This is a genomic window from Microbacterium sp. NPDC060132 (assembly GCF_042729675.1).
In the GTDB taxonomy this organism is placed as follows: domain Bacteria; phylum Actinomycetota; class Actinomycetes; order Actinomycetales; family Microbacteriaceae; genus Microbacterium; species Microbacterium sufflavum.
In genome coordinates this window covers 1,815,110-1,830,652 of the sequence record NZ_JBHWXU010000001.1, presented here as the reverse complement: position 1 = coordinate 1,830,652, position 15,543 = coordinate 1,815,110, and the positions used below count along the sequence as shown (strand labels likewise).

Annotated in this window: 14 protein-coding genes; 1 reads left to right on the top strand and 13 read right to left on the bottom strand. The window is 72.4% G+C overall.

Annotation, left to right across the window (positions count from 1 at the left end; translation table 11 throughout):
* Positions 1–10: 10 nt before the first annotated feature.
* The 13 genes from ACFWCH_RS08930 to ACFWCH_RS08870 form a co-directional block, all read right to left on the bottom strand.
* On the bottom strand, positions 11–1,525 hold the full coding sequence (locus tag ACFWCH_RS08930; protein ID WP_378803386.1) for a PucR family transcriptional regulator: 1,515 nt from the start codon (positions 1,523–1,525) through the stop codon (positions 11–13).
* Positions 1,522–2,550: a DUF917 family protein gene (locus tag ACFWCH_RS08925; RefSeq protein WP_136031746.1), complete on the bottom strand. Its 1,029-nt coding sequence runs from the start codon at positions 2,548–2,550 to the stop codon at positions 1,522–1,524. The genes ACFWCH_RS08930 and ACFWCH_RS08925 overlap by 4 nt, the downstream gene beginning before the upstream one ends.
* A gap of 10 nt (positions 2,551–2,560) precedes the next feature.
* Complete coding sequence (locus tag ACFWCH_RS08920; RefSeq protein ID WP_378803385.1) at positions 2,561–3,661, bottom strand: DUF917 domain-containing protein; 1,101 nt, start codon at positions 3,659–3,661, stop codon at positions 2,561–2,563.
* Positions 3,658–4,758 (bottom strand): DUF917 domain-containing protein, encoded by a 1,101-nt coding sequence (locus tag ACFWCH_RS08915; RefSeq protein WP_378803384.1) that lies wholly within the window; start codon positions 4,756–4,758, stop codon positions 3,658–3,660. Before ACFWCH_RS08915 ends, ACFWCH_RS08920 begins: the two co-directional genes overlap by 4 nt.
* Position 4,759: 1 nt before the next feature.
* Positions 4,760–6,307 carry a hydantoinase/oxoprolinase family protein gene (locus ACFWCH_RS08910; RefSeq protein WP_241115047.1) on the bottom strand — a complete coding sequence of 516 codons (1,548 nt, stop codon included), beginning with the start codon at positions 6,305–6,307 and terminating at the stop codon, positions 4,760–4,762.
* Between the two features lie 39 nt (positions 6,308–6,346).
* Positions 6,347–7,687 carry a purine-cytosine permease family protein gene (locus tag ACFWCH_RS08905; protein WP_378803383.1) on the bottom strand — a complete coding sequence of 447 codons (1,341 nt, stop codon included), beginning with the start codon at positions 7,685–7,687 and terminating at the stop codon, positions 6,347–6,349.
* A gap of 118 nt (positions 7,688–7,805) precedes the next feature.
* Entirely contained in the window at positions 7,806–8,396 is a 591-nt protein-coding gene (locus ACFWCH_RS08900; protein WP_378803382.1) for a TetR/AcrR family transcriptional regulator, read from the bottom strand.
* 3 nt (positions 8,397–8,399) lie between these two features.
* Complete coding sequence (locus tag ACFWCH_RS08895) at positions 8,400–9,683, bottom strand: ABC transporter permease (RefSeq protein WP_136031733.1); 1,284 nt, start codon at positions 9,681–9,683, stop codon at positions 8,400–8,402.
* Entirely contained in the window at positions 9,680–10,393 is a 714-nt protein-coding gene (locus ACFWCH_RS08890) for an ABC transporter ATP-binding protein (protein WP_136031731.1), read from the bottom strand. Before ACFWCH_RS08890 ends, ACFWCH_RS08895 begins: the two co-directional genes overlap by 4 nt.
* A 112-nt stretch (positions 10,394–10,505) precedes the next feature.
* Positions 10,506–11,909: a threonine synthase gene (thrC, locus tag ACFWCH_RS08885; protein ID WP_378803381.1), complete on the bottom strand. Its 1,404-nt coding sequence runs from the start codon at positions 11,907–11,909 to the stop codon at positions 10,506–10,508.
* Positions 11,910–11,999: 90 nt separating this feature from the next.
* On the bottom strand, positions 12,000–12,779 hold the full coding sequence (gene erm / locus ACFWCH_RS08880; RefSeq protein ID WP_136031727.1) for a 23S ribosomal RNA methyltransferase Erm: 780 nt from the start codon (positions 12,777–12,779) through the stop codon (positions 12,000–12,002).
* 221 nt (positions 12,780–13,000) lie between these two features.
* Positions 13,001–13,603 (bottom strand): response regulator transcription factor, encoded by a 603-nt coding sequence (locus ACFWCH_RS08875; protein WP_136031725.1) that lies wholly within the window; start codon positions 13,601–13,603, stop codon positions 13,001–13,003.
* Positions 13,600–14,817 carry a sensor histidine kinase gene (locus ACFWCH_RS08870; RefSeq protein ID WP_378803380.1) on the bottom strand — a complete coding sequence of 406 codons (1,218 nt, stop codon included), beginning with the start codon at positions 14,815–14,817 and terminating at the stop codon, positions 13,600–13,602. Before ACFWCH_RS08870 ends, ACFWCH_RS08875 begins: the two co-directional genes overlap by 4 nt.
* Positions 14,818–14,975: 158 nt before the next feature.
* Here ACFWCH_RS08870 and ACFWCH_RS08865 point away from each other — a divergent pair, with 158 nt between their 5' ends.
* Complete coding sequence (locus tag ACFWCH_RS08865) at positions 14,976–15,527, top strand: small multidrug efflux protein (RefSeq protein WP_378803379.1); 552 nt, start codon at positions 14,976–14,978, stop codon at positions 15,525–15,527.
* Positions 15,528–15,543 lie beyond the last annotated feature (16 nt).

Genomic DNA, 15,543 nt, shown 5'->3' with positions numbered 1-15,543 from the left:
AGCGGCGGGGTCAGCGCGGCAGCACGGCCCGGCACGCCAGGTGCAGCGCGAGCCGGGCCTCCGGATCGCTCATGTCGATCCCGAGCAGCTCCTGCACCCGGCGGATGCGCACCATGACGGTGTTGCGGTGCAGGCCGAGGGCGGCCGCGGTCGCGGCGATCCCCGACTCGTGGTCCAGGTAGGCCGACAGCGTCGTGAGCAGCTCGCCGCCCCCGTCGGCGAGCGGCGCCAGGAGCGACTGCGCCGCCGGCACGAACGTGTCGTTCCCGGTCCAGGCGAGCAGCAGCTGCTCCAGACCGAGACTGTCCACCCGCACGAACCAGCCCGTGGCGGAGCGGTCGGCCGCGATGCGTGCCGCGTCGCCCGCCTCGTCGAGCGTGGCGGCCAGCCCCTCCGGGCCGCTCTGCAGCGAGCCGACACCGGTCGCCACCGCGAAGTCGCGCAGCGCGCCGAGGTGCACGTCGCGCAGCGCCCCGACCGCGCGCTCCACCCGGTCGGGCCCCGGAGCCTCGGCGAACGACAGCCAGCCGCTGACGCCGCGCCCCGCGGTGGTGGCGTGCGCCTCGGCGTCGATCGCGCTGAGGGCCGGGCTGATCGAGCGCAGCAGCGCGAGCGGGTCGAGCCGGCCGCGCGCGACCGTGCGGAAACCGAGGTGATGCCCGCCGGTGCGCCACCCGCGCTCCGCCATCCGCCGCTCCACGTCGGTGTCGGCCGTGCCGCGCAGCTCCACGAAGTCGCGCAGCAGCCCCGACGATGCGGCGACGTCGTTGACCGCGGCGATCTCGTCGATCAGGATCCGCGCGGCGACGGCCGGCATCGCCACCTCGGCGGCGACGATGAGCGACTGCAGCTGTGCCTCGCCGAGACCGCGACCGAACAGCACGAGCCGCAGTCCGGAACGGCCGGGACTGTCCACGCGCACCGAGGCCGCAGCGTCGCCGTCGGCCCGGGCGGCATCGGTCCACGCGTCGAAGCGGATCCGGTGGCGGAGTGCATCGGCCAGGTGTCCCCCGGCTTCGCGCAGAACCCCCGCGCCGTCGATGAGCGCGACGCCGAGCCCGAGGTTCGCCGCGAGGTGCCCGAGCAGGTCGCCGAGGTCGTCCGCCGCGTACTCGAACGACTGCGCGACCTTGCGCACGCGGGTGAGCGTGAGGGCGTCGCGCGCCTCGATCAGCATCCAGCAGGCCCTGGCGAGCTGCACCGGCCGCTCCACGTCGAGCAGGGTGAGCCCGAGCCTGGCCGCGAGCCGGACGGCGCCGCGGTCGACGTCGGCCGCGCCGGGCAGGGCGAGTCCGGTGAAGCCGCGGTCGCGCACCCGGCGCAGCATCGCGTCCTGCTGCCAGGTCGTGCGTGGTGCGGCGGCCGTGAGGATCGCGAGGCCGCCGCGGCTCTGCGCCGGGAGGTCGGCCTCCTCCGCCTCCACCGACACCGCGTCCCACTCGGCGTCGGCGGGCCCGGCGACGAGGCGCACAGCCCCGTTCTCGCCCTGGGCGAGCAGTGCGGTGAGGGGAAGCGCGGCGCTCATGCCGCGTCCAGCCCGTCGAGACCGTAGGCCGACGGCACGATGCGGGCGCGGCGCTCGGGACGCTCGCTCCACCAGTCGGGCGCGGGCAGGGCGAGCACGACGACGTGCCGCGCCAGGCTGAGGTCGGTGACCTCGAGGATCTCGCGGGACACGGCGTCCAGCACCACGATCACCTCGGGGGCCGCGGCGACCAGCAGCCCGTCGCTGAGCACCGCGAGCGTCTCCGAGCGCGCAACCACCCGGTGCACGGTACCGCCGATGCCCGCGACCTCGATGGCGCTGACGTGCGGATCCGTCACGGACGGCGCGACCGACAGGATCCGGCCCTCGGCGAGCAGCTCGCCCCCCAGGGCCTCGGCCAGCAGCGGCGGCGCGAGCCGGGCGTGCGCGAGGAACGCCCGCCCCAGGTCGAGCGCCCGAGCCAGGTGCCCCTCGATCGCGTGCTCCCGCAGGTCGCCCACCGTGAAGCCGGCGAGCACCGCGCAGCCCACTCCCCCGGCCTGGATGATGGCCGACCGCACCACCCGCTCCGCGTCGATCGCCCTGGTCGCCTCGACCAGGGCGACTCCGTCCGCGCCGGTCTCGCACGCGAACACGAGCCCGGGCACGCGGTCGACGAACAGCGACATCTGGTCGAGACCGGGCACCGCGCGACCCGTGCAGTCGGCGTCGACCACGGTGTGCGTCTTCGCGAGGGTGAGGGGCGCCAGCCCGTTCATCCCCCCGCCCTCGAGCGAGCAGACCGCCGGCACGGGGTGTCCGAGCCAGCGCTCGACCGCCCGCAGCAGTGCGCCGAACGGCTCTGCGCCCGGCATCCGTTCGCTCAGGAGCATGGTGGAGCCGACGAACGCGACACCGAGGCACGGGGTCGCGGGGTCGAGCGCCGACACCGGCGTGACGTCGATCGGCCCGTGGTCGGCGGCGCCCAGCATGAGCTCGAGCATCGTCGTCGAGCCACCGCCGCCGGAGCCGAGGAGCGCGTAGCCGCGGGCGAGCGCCGCCACGTCGTCCCGCTCCAGCCTCATGCCGTCCAGCCTAGGACGCGGGGGTCCCCTCGACCGGGCGGAACGGCTCCGTCAGGCCGAACGCCGTGGGACCGAACGCGGCCAGCGCCTCGGGCGTGCGCATCATGTCGGGCGTGGAGATGCCGAGCACGCGCACCCGCTGCCCGTAGCGCAGTCCCTCGGTCGTGATCGGTTCCGCGGTCTCGTGATCGACCACGCAGATGAGGTCGGGCACGATCGCCAGCAGCTCCCCGCCGCGGTAGGCCGTGAGGTTCTCGTTCTGGAACGCGATCTCGACCGCGTCGCCCTCGGCCCCCAGCGGAGCGATGACGGCCCGGCCCTTCGCGAAGCCCTCCGTCGTCCGCCGCTCGACGTCCACGACCTTCCCGACGCCCAGTTCCCGCACGTGCGGGTAGAGGGTGGTCGCGAGGGTATCGGCGATCGCCTCGAACGGGGACCGGTGCTCCTCGCGGGCCAGGCGGATGGCGCGGCCGAGCGCGAGCGCCATCGAGATGGTCCGTGGCACGGCCGTGCGCCGCACGTCGGCGCCGGTCATGGCGTACTCGGCGATGTGGCCGACGCCGCCCAGCCGGATCGTGATGCCGCGGGCGAGCCACTCCATCTGCCGGTCGTCGTCGCCCGTGTCGATCACGACCTTCTCGCCCCGCTCCCCGGCGAGCGCGAGCGGCGAGCCGTGCACGCCGTACACCGCGAAGGTCTCCATCGACAGCTCGGGGAACGCCCGTCCCATGCCATCCGCGTCCACCACGGGCAGCCCGGTCTCGGCTGCGACGATCAGCGGGATCATGGAGTTGATGCCGCCGCACTCGATGGGCATGGTCGCATCGGCCGTCCGCCCCAGGTGCTCCTCGAGCGTGCGCAGCGCCAGCGTGGGCTCGGTGCCAGCGGGGATCTTCTCCACCATCACCGTCGGGGCGCCCATCTGCGCGGTGGGGATCACGAAGAGGTCGTCCGTCAGCTCGTCCGGGTCGAGGATCGTGATGCTGCCGTCGCCGAGCACCCGTTCCACGAGCATCTTCCCGATGTACGGGTCGCCGCCGCCGCCCGTGCCGAGCAGCGTCGCGCCTCGGGCGAGGTCGGGGAGGTCGGCCGCAGTGAGCTGCCAGCTCATGCGGCCGCCCCCGTCGAGGCGTCGGCGGCGGAGACGGTGCCGTCGAAGCGGTGGGCTGCGAGGTCGTAGCCGAAGTAGCCGGGGCCGACCATTGCGAGGGCCTCCGCGGAGTGCCAGCGCTCGTCGGCGGGGGCCGCGATCACGCGCACGCGCTGGCCGTAGCGCAGCCCCTCGGTGGTGATCGGCTCGCCCGACTCGCCGTCGAGCACCATGATGAGGTCGGGTGTGGTCGCGAGGACCGCGCCGTCGGCCTCGGCGACCAGGTGCTCGTTCTGGAACCGGAGGGTGAGCGTGGTGCCGCCGTCGCCGTCGATGCGGGCGCGCCCGCGGGCGAACCCGGTGGTGGTGGCGCGGTTGACGTCGACGACCTTGCCGCCGAACAGCTCGCGCCCGCCGAGCAGTTCCACGACCGCCGCGACCGGGTCGGTCTTCTCGTCGCGCGCGGCGGCGATGCTCCGGCCGATCTCGATGCAGCGCGACAGCGACCCCGCCACGAGCGACTCCCGCGCGGCGGTGCCCGACATCGAGAAGCCCGAGATCATGACGGAGCAGCCCATCTCGACGCACGCGACCCTGGCGATGCGCTCGGTCCAGGAGTTGTCGGCCGTCTGCAGCACCCCGGTGTTGCCCTTCTCGTCGCTGAAGGCGAGGGGCGACGCGGTCACGCCGTACAGCGTCGGCAGCACCATCTGCAGCTCCGGGAACGCGCGCCCCATGCCGTCGGCGTCGACCAGCGGCAGGCCGAGCGCGGCGGCCGCGGCGATCGGGATCGTGGAGTTGACGCCGCCGACCTCGGCGCACGCGATGTGCGTGACCGGGCGGCCGAGGTGGATGCCCAGCGCCTTCACGGGCTCGATGACCTCGGCCAGACTCGGCAGCTTCTCGACCATGACGGTGGGCGCGCCCATCATCGCGACGAACAGCACCAGGGCGTCGTCGGGCACCTCGTCGAGGGCGACCACGGTGACGTCGCCGCTCGCGAGGGCCTGCCGGGCGAGGAGCGCGCCGATGTACGGGTCGCCGCCGCCACCCGTGCCGAGCACGGCAGCCCCGCGCGCGAGTCCGTCGATGTGGGCGGGGGTGATCGTCCAGCTCATGTCAGACCCCCATGTCGAGGTCGCCGACGGCCTTGACGCGGATGCGCGTGGCGTTGCCGGGAAGGTACGGGATGGGCACCTCGTCGAAGTCGATGATCGACACGGTGGACGGCTTGGCTCCCGCGGCGATGGCCTTGTCCACGGCCTCGGCCCGCACCTCGGCGAGGGTCTCCTCGCGGCGGCCCGGCTCGATCGCGTACACCTTGTCGATCTCGCCGCCGACCTGGGCGATCGAAGCGCCGATGGCGTTGGCGACCGCGTAGTTCTCCGGGCGGTGCACGGTGCCGAACAGCGGCAACTCGTCGGGCAGCAGGATGGAGCCGCCGCCGACCGCGACGACCGCGATCGGCTCGGGCGAGGTGCGCATGCGGTCCACGGCCTCGGACACCCGCTCGGCGATGCGGTCGAGCACGCGCTGCACGAAGGCGGGGTCGAGGTGGGCCACGCGGCTCGGGTCGCCCACCTGTGCCCGGCCGGCCGCGACCGCGATGTCGGTCGCGGTGAGGGTGGAGCCGCCGAACACCAGCGCCTCGGTCGTCAGCTTGTACCCGACCGATGCGGGGCCGACCTCCGCGGTCTCCTCGTCGACGATGCTGCCGCCGCCGATGCCGAGGGAGAGCACGTCGGGCATCCGGAAGTTGGTGCGGATGCCCGCGACCTTCACCTCGTTCGCGGTCTCGCGCGGGAAGCCGTTGATGAGCAGTCCGATGTCGGCCGTCGTGCCGCCGACGTCGATCACGGCGCAGTCGTCGAGGCCGCTCGTGGCGGCGGCACCGCGCATCGAGTTCGTGGGGCCGGAGGCGAAGGTCGCGACCGGGTAGCGGCGCACGTAGTCCTCGTCCATGAGCGTGCCGTCGTTCTGGCTCAGGAAGATGGGCGCTTCGATGCCCTGCGCGCGCACGGCCGAGGTGAGCCCGTCGACGATCTCGGACGCGAGCTCGCGCAGCGCCGCGTTGATGATGGTCGCGTTCTCCCGCTCCAGCAGCCCGATGCGTCCGATCTCGTGCGACAGCGAGATCGCCGCATCCGCCCCGAGCACGTCGGCCACGATCTCGGCTGCCCGCACCTCGAGGTCGTGGTTGACCGGGCTGAACACCGAGGAGATCGCGACCGAGCGGATGCCGTGGGCCTTCATGTCCTCGGCGTGCGCACGGATCTCCTCCGGGTCGAGCGGCGAGATGGGTCGCCCGTCGAACTCGTATCCGCCGTGGGCGAGGTAGCTGCGCGCCTGCGTGGCCTCCACCAGCACCTCCGGCCAGTCGATCAGCGGCGGCAGCGCGCGCGTGGCGGGGAGCCCCAGCCGGAGCGCCGCGACCGGCGCGAGCCGGCTGGCCTGCACGAGCGCGTTGATGAAGTGCGTCGTGCCGATCATGACCGCATCGATGTCTGCACCCTCGAAGGAGTGACCGGCGCGCAGGTCCTCGATGGCCTGCACGATCCCGCGGGTCACGTCGGGGGTCGTGGAGTGCTTCACCCCCGCCAGGGTGCGGGTGCCGTCCATGAGGACGGCGTCGGTGTTGGTGCCGCCGACGTCGATGCCGATGTGCATGATGCTCGCTTTCGTGTGGGGTGGTTCTGTCGCGGTCGCTCAGACCGCCGCGGGGGCGCTGTCGACGGGGCTCGCCTGGCGCGTGGTGGCGACGCCGACGCCGCGCACCCAGCCGAACTTGCCGACGACGATGTACAGCACCATCGACAGGAAGAGGCTGAGCAGCGACGGGATGCCCCAGGTGACGAAGTACCCGACGAGGGACGAGACCAGCCAGACGACGATGGTCGCGGGGACGATGCGCGGAGCGGTGGCCGGAAGCGTGCCCTGCTCGCGGGTCGCGTCGAGCTCGGGACGCCAGCGCCGCACCACGTAGTACTCGGCGACCATGATGCCGGCGATGGGCGGGAACGCGACGCTGAGCACGACAAGGAACTCGGTGAACTGCCCGAGGATGCCGACCGCGGCGAGCACCGAGCCGACGACGCCGAGCACGATCGTGGTGGTCACGCGGTGCAGGTTCTTGCCGAACGCGGTGGAGATGAAGTTCACCAGACCGAGGGTGGAGGAGTACAGGTTCCAGTCGTTGATCTTCAGCGTGCCGGTCAGCACGATGAACAGGCCGATGAAGCCGACCGACGACGTGACGATCGCGACGATGTCGCCGGTGGCGGCGGCGTGCGCGAGGAGCACGCCGGCCAGGCCGATCACGAACTCGCCGAGCGAGACGCCCAGCACGGTCTGCTTGACGACGTCGGCGCGCGAGCGGTTGAAGCGGGTCATGTCGCCGGTGATGATGGCGCCGACGATGAGGCCGCCCGCGACGATGCCGGTGCCCGCCCACACGCTCATGGTGGGGCCGGGGGCCGGACCGGTCAGCAGTTCACCGATGTCGTGGCGGCTCAGCTCGGAGATGACCGACCATCCGACCAGGATCAGGAACAGCGGCACCGTGATGTTCGCGAGCCACTGCATGCCGACGAAGCCGAAGGCCACGATCGCGGTCACCGCGAGGCCGAAGATGAGGCTCCACGCCCACACCGGCAGGGCGCCGGGCATGAGGGCGTCGAGCGACTGCGCCGAGATCGCCGACTGGATGCCGAACCAGCCGATCAGGCTGATGCCGATCGCGAGGCCGACCAGCGAGGCGCCGATCTCCCCGAAGCCGGTCCAGCGGGCGAGGAGGGCGGTGTTCAGGCCTTCGCGCTGGCCGATGAAACCGACCACGCACATGATCACCTCGAGGATGATCGAGCCGAACAGGAAGGCGAGGACGGCCTCGCCGAACGTCATGCTGTAGCCGAGGGTCGCGCCGAGGAGGAACTGCGAGAGGGCCGAGACCTGACCGAATCGCTGCACTGCGATTCCGAACCAGGGCTTGCGGGCCTCCGGCGTGACTCGGGAGAGCGCGAAGTCGTCTGCGTGCGCCGTGCGTGCCATGAGGATCCTTCGGGAGGAGGGGGGAACGGGTTGCCGCCACCGTAGCCACCGCGCCTCACCGCCCGACATGTGCGATCCGCACGAACATCGCCCGTCGCTGTGCACTCTGCACGCGACGTCAGAGCAGGCGGTCCCAGATCCACCGGAGATCGTCGAGGCCGGGCTCCGCCTCGCCCGCCCGCCCGGCTTGCAGTACGAGCGCGCTCGCGATGCGGGTGAGCACGGACGCGGCGGCGTCGATGCGCTCCGCCGCCTGGCCGGGGCCGACGGCACGCAGCTTGAGGCGGATGACCTCGTTGACCTCGCGCGCCAACGGCAGCAGCCGACTCGCCTGGCGCTCGGCGAGGGCCGGCGAAGCGGCGAGGACGCGCATGCGAGCTGCCGCGAGGTCCTCCTGCCCGTCGGGGGACGCCGGCAGCTCGACCAGACCCAGAGCGCCGCTGAGCACACCCACCGTCGCATCGCTGAGGTACTCGCGCACCCGCTGCTCGTTGAGCCGGGGCAGCGCGCTGCCGAGGAGCGCGTCCTCTTTGGTCGGGAAATGATTGAAGAACGTGCGCTGCTTGACGCCGGCCGCCGCGCAGATCTCGTCGACCGTCAGCGCGGCCGGCCCCTTCTCCAGGGCCAGCCGCACCGCCGCGGTCTCGATCGCGCGCGCCGTCGCCCGTCCGCGGGCGTTGCTGCTGTGCGGGGTTGCGGGCGCGGGCATGCTCTATTCGTATCGCAGCGCGTCGATGGGTGACTTCAGCGACGCGCGTCGCGCCGGTAGCGTGCCCGCCAGGAATGCGATGACGACGATGAGCGCGACGACGCCCAGCATCCCCTGCGGCTGGAAGAGCAGCAGGTCAAGACCGGCGAGACCCGAGAGCGGCCCCTGGGCGAGAGCCGCATTGAGCGGCAGTCCCACCAGCACGGCCACGACGACGCCGAGCACGCTGCCGAGCACGCCGATGATCGCCGCCTCGATGCTGAAGAGCGCGAACACCCGTCCGTTGCTCATCCCCATGGCCTTCATGAGCCCGATCTCGCGCGTGCGCTCCTGCACGCTCATCAGCAGCGTGTTGATGATGCCGAAAGCGGCCGCGAGCAGGGCGATCACGGCGAACGCGTTGAGCACACCGGTGATGCCGCCGATGACCGTCTGCACGATGCCGAGCTGGTCCTGGATCGTCTGCGCGGTCATCCCCGCGTCAGCGACCCGGTCCTTCAGGTCGCGCACGTCGTCGGCGCTGGCGTTCGGGTCGAAGGAGGCCACCGCGACCTGGAAGCGCTCCGGCGCCGACGACCCGGCGCGCTGCTCCGCCGCGATCGCGTCGACCAGGGCGGCGTTGGCCCCGGCGCCGGCATTGAGCAGGCTCGTGTTCGAGACGCCCACGACGGTCGCCTCGATGGTGTGGGGGCCGCCGAGCACGTCGGTGAACCCCAGTTCGACCCGTGCACCGACCGCGTCGCCGGGGTCGGCCCAGCCGAGCGGCTCGACGTCGTCGAGCGGGAGGGTGATCTGGTTCTCGGTGGCCTCGGCATCCAGCTGCGAGCCGGCGACGAGGTCCGCCCGCGCGATCGACGAGGTGGGCGCGATCGCGAACTCGTACTTCTGCGACCCCGGTCCCTGGATCCAGTCGACCGCGACGGCCGAGACGGGCGACACGTCACGCAGTCCGTCGATGCCCTCGAGCGCGGAGATGTCCTGCGGCGTCAGCGCTCCCCCGCCGGTGAGTGGATTGGCAGGACCCCCGGAGGCCGTGGAGGTCGCGGGATCGTACGGCTGGGGCCCGGCGTCGGTCGCCGTCCCCGTCCCCGCCGAGATGAGCAGCACGTCGTCGGCGCCGAGCGACGCCACCTGCTTCGCGACGTAGTCGGAGACACCGGCGCCCAGTGCGGTCGTGAGGGTGAGCGTGAACGCTCCGACGAACAGCGCCAGCACGGTCAGCGTGGTGCGCAGCTTGCTGCGGAACGTGTGCGACGCGGCGGTGCGCACCAGGTCGAGCGCGTTCATGCCGCCACCCCCGTCGCATCCTCCAGGCGCCCGTCGCGCACCACGACCCGGCGGTCGCATCGTGCGGCGAGGTCATCGTCGTGCGTGACGATGACGAGGGTGATTCCGTGGTCGCGCTGGAGCGCGAAGAGCTCATCTTCGACGACGGCGCCGGTCGCGCTGTCGAGGTTTCCCGTCGGCTCGTCGGCGAAGATGACCTCGGGCTCGGACACGAGCGCCCGAGCCAGCACGACGCGCTGCTTCTGCCCGCCGGACAGGTCGTTCGCACGGCCCCGCGCCTTGTCCTCCAGGCCGAAGCGGCGCAGGGCCTCCATGCCGCGGCGTCGCCTCTCGGCGGCGGGGATCCCCGCGATCGTGAGCGGGAGGATGACGTTGTCGAGCACCGAGGCACCGGGGGTGACGAAGAACTGCTGGAAGACGAAGCCGAAGCGGCGGTTGCGGATCCGGTTCACCGCCCGCGGCGACAGCGTCGCCGCATCAGCGCCGTCCACCCGCACCTCTCCGGCGTCGGGGCGGTCCAGAAGCGCAAGGAGGTGCATCAGCGTGGACTTGCCCGACCCGCTCTTGCCGACGATGGCCAGGGACTCGCCCCGCCGCACCCGCAACGACACGTCGTCGAGAGCCAGGAATCTGCTCTCGCCCTTCCCGTAGGACTTGGACAGATGACGCGCCTCGATGGCCGTCGGGACGGAGTCCGCACTTTCATTCATGCAGATACAGTAACAACTCTTGGCAGTTACTGCGTGATAAGTTCCCGTGGAAGGACGAAGACCCCCGACCGCGCCGGCGGTCGGGGGTCTTTCGCGATGAAGGGCCTCGGTGTCAGTGCAGGGCGTTCTCCGCGATGAACGCGCGCAGGGCCTGCTCGTCGTCGGCCATCTCCGTCACGTACTGGGGGGCGTCGAGCATCGCGCGCAGCTCGGGCGAGTAGCCGAGCTCGACGCCGATCGCCTCGTGGATGGTCTCCGCGAACTTCTCCGGCTTGGCGGTCTCCAGCACGAGCATCGGAACGCCCGGCTCCACGTACTCGCGCGCGACCTTGACGCCGTCGGCGGTGTGCGGGTCGATCACTTCGCCCGAGGCCTCGTACACGGAGCGGATGGTGGCCAGCCGGTCCTCATGGGTCGAGGTGCCGCTGACGATGCCGAACTCCTCCGCGAACCGCTCCTGCTCCGCCGAGAAGTCGACGTAGCCCTGCGCCTCCAGGTCGTCCCACGCGCCGACCACCCGCGCCGGGTCGCGGTCGACCAGCTCGAAGATGAAGCGCTCCAGGTTCGACGCCTTCGAGATGTCCATCGAGGGGCTCGAGGTGGCGAGGGTCTGCGCGGCGCTGCGCGGCCGGTAGACGCCCGTGCGGAAGAACTCGTCGAGCACGTTGTTCTCGTTCGCGGCCAGCACGAGGCGGCGGATCGGCAGGCCCATCTGCTTCGCGAAGAAGCCCGACAGGATGTTGCCGAAGTTGCCCGAGGGCACGGTGAACGACACCTCGGCCCAGCCGCCCGCGTCGGTGGCCCGCAGCCACGCCCAGAAGTAGTAGACGGTCTGCGCGGTGATGCGCGCGAGGTTGATGGAGTTGACGGCGCCGAGGTGCTGGGTGCGCTTGAAGTCGAGGTCGCCGGCGAGCTTCTTGACCAGGTTCTGGCAGTCGTCGAACACGCCCTCCACCGCGATGTTGTGCACGTTGGCGTCGTCGAGCGAGAACATCTGCGCCCGCTGGAACGCGCTCATGCGGCCCTGCGGCGACAGCATGAACACCGACACCCGCTCCTTGCCGCGGAGGGCGTGCTCGGCCGCCGACCCGGTGTCGCCCGAGGTCGCGCCGAGGATGTTCAGCACCGATCCCTGACGCTCCAGGGTGTACTCGAGCACCTGCCCGAGGAACTGCATCGCCATGTCCTTGAACGCCAGCGTCGGCCCCTCGGAGAGACCGACCAGCGTGAGGTCGTCGTCGATGCGGCGCAGCGGCACCACCCCGTCGGGGAAGTCGGCGTAGGCGGCGGCCGTCATGCGCGCCAGATCCTCGCGGGGGATGTCGGTCGCGAACAGCCCCAGCACCTCGGTCGCGAGCTGGGGGTACGTGAGTGCGCGCCAGCGCTCCAGGGTCTCACCGTCGACCTCGGGCATGACCTCGGGAACCGCCAGGCCTCCGTCGGGCGCGAGCCCTTCGAGCAGGGTCTCGCTGAAGGACTGCGGCTGCATGCCGCCACGGGTGGAGATGAACGGCACGGTGGCTCCTCGGCTCGGGACTCGGCGCCTCCATTCTCGCAGGCCGCGAAGACGCCGCCGGACGCGTGACGGAGGGGGCGCCACCACCCCTCATGGCCTCCGCCCCGCCTCGCGCCACAGCCCCGCCCACTGCTCCGGGCCCAGGTCACGGGGGAGGCGGCGGTCCTGCGCTCGCACCGAGGCCACGGCCCGGCGCGCCTGGGGCATCGACAGGCCGCCTGCGGAGGCCACGATCGCGGGGAGCGAGCTCCCGCGCCCGGTGAACATGCGCCGAACGAAGGCCTCGTACGCGCGGCGATCCGTCGCGGGCACGAGCGGCGACCCGCGCCGGGCGATCGTCAGCAGCCCCCCGTCGACGCTCGGCTGCGGCCGGAAGCCCCACGCCGGAACACGGCCCTCCAGGGCGAACACGAACCACGGCGCGGACTGTGCGGTCATCAGGGTCCCGCCGCCGACTCCGGCGCGTTTCCGAGCGACCTCCCACTGGGTCAGCAGTACCGCGTGTCGCCATCGCCCCGTCGCCAGCAGACGACGGAGGATCGGCGTGGTCAGGTGGAAGGGGACGTTGCCCACCACCACCTCGGCGTCGAACGGGTGACGTGTCGCATCCGCGGCCTCGACGCGTACCTGCGGGAGGTCGGATCGAAGCCGACGTACGCGGTGCTCGTCCACGTCGATCGCGGTGAGGGGACGACCGAGGCGGGCGAGGGGACGCGTCAGGGCACCGTCACCGGCGCCGAGCTCGAGGATGGGGCCGGACGTGCGCTCGACCAGCGAGAGGATGTGGTCGAGCGTCGGGGCGTGATGGAGGAAGTTCTGGCCGAGTTCGTGGCGGCCGCCGTGGATCGAACGAGGACGGTTGCGAGGCATGGGTGCGCTCCGGGAAGAGGATCGGAGCACCTCGGCGAGGGACGCGCGAGCGGAGTCGGCGAAAAGAGCCCGTCCCGAGGTGCGATGACATCTCTGTGGACGGCGCGCGGAGGCGTGCGGAGAGCGAGCGCGCCGTCAGGCGCGGCGGTCGCGGAACACGAGAGTGCGCCCCATCACGGGCGCGGCGCATATTGTTCCCATGCGAGCCAGCATATCGGGAGTCAGATCCAGCCGCGCTCCTCCGCGAGCAGCACCGCCTGCTGACGTGTGGCCACCGACAGCTTGCCGAGGATCACCGAGATGTGGTTCCGCACCGTTCCGGGTGCGAGCGAGAGCGCCCTGGCGATCTGCCCCGTCGTCTCACCCCGCCGCCCGGCCCGCAGCACGTCCAGCTCCCGGTCGGTCAGTGGCGAGCGCTCGTCGCTCAGCGCATCCGCCGCGATCTCCGGGTCGACGTAGCGCGCTCCCGCGGCGACCCGCCGGATCACCGCCGCGACCTCGTCCGCCCCGCGCGACTTCGGCAGGAACCCCGACACCCCGGAGGCCAGTGCACGCCGCAGCACGCCCGGTCGCGCGTGACGGGTGACCACCACGCACCGGGTCGCGATCTCCCGGCCGAGCCGCTCCGCGACCTGCACCCCGTCGAGCCCCGGCATCTCCAGGTCGAGCAGGCACACGTCCGGTCGCAGCCGCAGCGCCTCCGCCACGGCCTGTTCCCCGTCGGCGCACTCCGCGACGACCTCGATGTCGTCCTCCAGCCGCAGCAGCGCGGCGAGTGCCGACCGGATCATCCCCTCGTCGTCCGCCAGCAGCACCCGGATCATCGCCCGCCCTCCCCCGCGGACGGCACGGTCACCACGACCACGAACTCGTCCGCGTCGCGACGCACGTCGAGCGTGCCGCCCGCGTCCGCGATCCGCCGCCGTACACCCTCCAGCCCCGAGCCGCCGTGCCCGTCCTCCACGCCGTCCGCGCCCCCGTCCCCGTCCGTGACCCCGTTGGCGATCTCGTACCGCCACCCGTCGCGCGTGCGCTCGAGCACCAGCCGCGCGCGCTCTCCACCGCCGTGGCGCAGCACGTTCGTGGTCGTCTCCCGGATCACCGGGCCGAGGTCGGCCGCGGGCGCCGCATTCGCGTCGGTCGCGATGCGCGCCTCGACGTCCAGCCCTGCCGCGCCCAGCAGGTCGCGCGCGTTCGCCAGCTCATCGCCCAGCGGGACCGACCGGAACCGCGTCGCGAGGTCCCTGGTCCCCTGGCGCGCCTCGTCCACGCTCACCCGCGCCGCGCGCAGCTGCTCCATTCCGGCGGGCGCGTCCACGGGCAGCAGCCGCTCCGCGAGCTCCAGCTGCAGCGCGATCACCTGCAGGTGATGCCCCTGCAGGTCATGGACGTCGGTGGCGACCCGCAGCCGCTCCTGGGTTGCGGCGAGCCGGGCCTCCGAGGCTCGAGCCCGGTCGAGCGTCACCAGCACGTCCCACCACCACAGCGAGCTGACGGTCATCCCCGGCAGCATCGCCGCGTACACGATCGGCAGCCACCACGGGACGCCCACCCCGAAGCCGTCGGCGGCGGTGTCGATCACCGCGAGCCCCACCAGCACGACCGTCGCCGCGACGACCACCCGCACGCGGACACCGCGCGGCCACCGCAGCAGCACGAAGAACTGCACGATCGGCATGCCCGCCAGCTCCCAGCTGCCCACGAGGAGCCCGGCCGTGCCCCCGTAGGCCACCGCCACCGCGAACGGCAGCACCAGGCGCCGCCACTCCACCCCCGGACCGGCCTCCAGCCGGTGGCGGTAGTCCAGCAGCAGCAGCAGCGTCGACGCGCACCACACCACGCCGCCCAGCCCCACCACGAGCAGCACGCCGCCGCGCAGGTCGACCGCGGCCGCGATGCCCGTCCATGCCCCGACGAGCATGAGCTCGATGAACAGCACCGCGGTCACCGTGTACCACCAGGTGGCGGTGATGCCACGGGCGAGCTGCCGGGAGCCGGGCGCTGGTTCGACGGTGGAGGCCGGGGGGATGCGGGTCACGCTCCCCACGATAGGGCCGTGACAGATGTCACGGGATCGGCGGGTGAAGCGCCCGGAGAGAGGTGACGCCGCGGCACTGTCACAGCCGTCCCACCTCCGGTGGACTGGGGTCATGGCGACGGAGAGCCCGTCAGCCGAAACTCCCGGAGGCCCCTCCCATGAACCTCGTCGAGACGTTCCAGAACCTCGTCGCCCAGGTCCCCGACCTGGTGCAGCCCCTCATCGTCGCTCTCGCCGGCGCGGTGCCGTTCATCGAGGGCGAGGGTGCCGCGGGCATCGGGATCATCGGCGGCATCCCCCCGGTGGTGGCGGCCGTCGCGGCGATGGTGGGCAACTTCGCGTGCGTGGCCGTCCTGGTGCTCGCGAGCTCGGGGGCGCGGCGCGCCATCGTCGACCGGTCGAGGGCGCGGCAGGCCGCACTCGCGGGCGGCGGGAGCAGCCTGGAGGATGACGTGGCACCCGCGCCCGCGGCCGAGCAGGGGCGCGGCTCCGCGCGGCGCGAGAAGTTCCAGCGGGCGTTCGAGCGCTACGGCGTCCCCGGCGTGAGCCTGCTGGGACCGCTGCTGCTGCCCACGCACTTCACCGCGACCATGCTCGCGGCGTCGGGCGTGGGCAAGGGACGGATCCTCGTGTGGCAGGCGGTCGCGATCATCGGCTGGACCACCGTGGTGGCCGTGATCGTCGGCGGCGCGGTGTACGCGATCCGCTGAGATCGCGGCGGGAGGG

What these genes read in the sequence shown, in the direction of transcription:
- ACFWCH_RS08910 (WP_241115047.1), bottom strand. Translation starts at nt 6,307, where the DNA reads ATGCACATCGGCATCGACGTCGGCGGCACCAACACCGACGCCGTCCTC.
- ACFWCH_RS08930 (WP_378803386.1), bottom strand. Translation starts at nt 1,525, where the DNA reads ATGAGCGCCGCGCTTCCCCTCACCGCACTGCTCGCCCAGGGCGAGAAC.
- ACFWCH_RS08890 (WP_136031731.1), bottom strand. Translation starts at nt 10,393, where the DNA reads ATGAATGAAAGTGCGGACTCCGTCCCGACGGCCATCGAGGCGCGTCAT.
- ACFWCH_RS08905 (WP_378803383.1), bottom strand. Translation starts at nt 7,687, where the DNA reads ATGGCACGCACGGCGCACGCAGACGACTTCGCGCTCTCCCGAGTCACG.
- ACFWCH_RS08915 (WP_378803384.1), bottom strand. Translation starts at nt 4,758, where the DNA reads ATGAGCTGGACGATCACCCCCGCCCACATCGACGGACTCGCGCGCGGG.
- ACFWCH_RS08875 (WP_136031725.1), bottom strand. Translation starts at nt 13,603, where the DNA reads ATGATCCGGGTGCTGCTGGCGGACGACGAGGGGATGATCCGGTCGGCA.
- ACFWCH_RS08925 (WP_136031746.1), bottom strand. Translation starts at nt 2,550, where the DNA reads ATGAGGCTGGAGCGGGACGACGTGGCGGCGCTCGCCCGCGGCTACGCG.
- ACFWCH_RS08895 (WP_136031733.1), bottom strand. Translation starts at nt 9,683, where the DNA reads ATGAACGCGCTCGACCTGGTGCGCACCGCCGCGTCGCACACGTTCCGC.
- erm (WP_136031727.1), bottom strand. Translation starts at nt 12,779, where the DNA reads ATGCCTCGCAACCGTCCTCGTTCGATCCACGGCGGCCGCCACGAACTC.
- ACFWCH_RS08900 (WP_378803382.1), bottom strand. Translation starts at nt 8,396, where the DNA reads ATGCCCGCGCCCGCAACCCCGCACAGCAGCAACGCCCGCGGACGGGCG.
- ACFWCH_RS08920 (WP_378803385.1), bottom strand. Translation starts at nt 3,661, where the DNA reads ATGAGCTGGCAGCTCACTGCGGCCGACCTCCCCGACCTCGCCCGAGGC.
- ACFWCH_RS08865 (WP_378803379.1), top strand. Translation starts at nt 14,976, where the DNA reads ATGAACCTCGTCGAGACGTTCCAGAACCTCGTCGCCCAGGTCCCCGAC.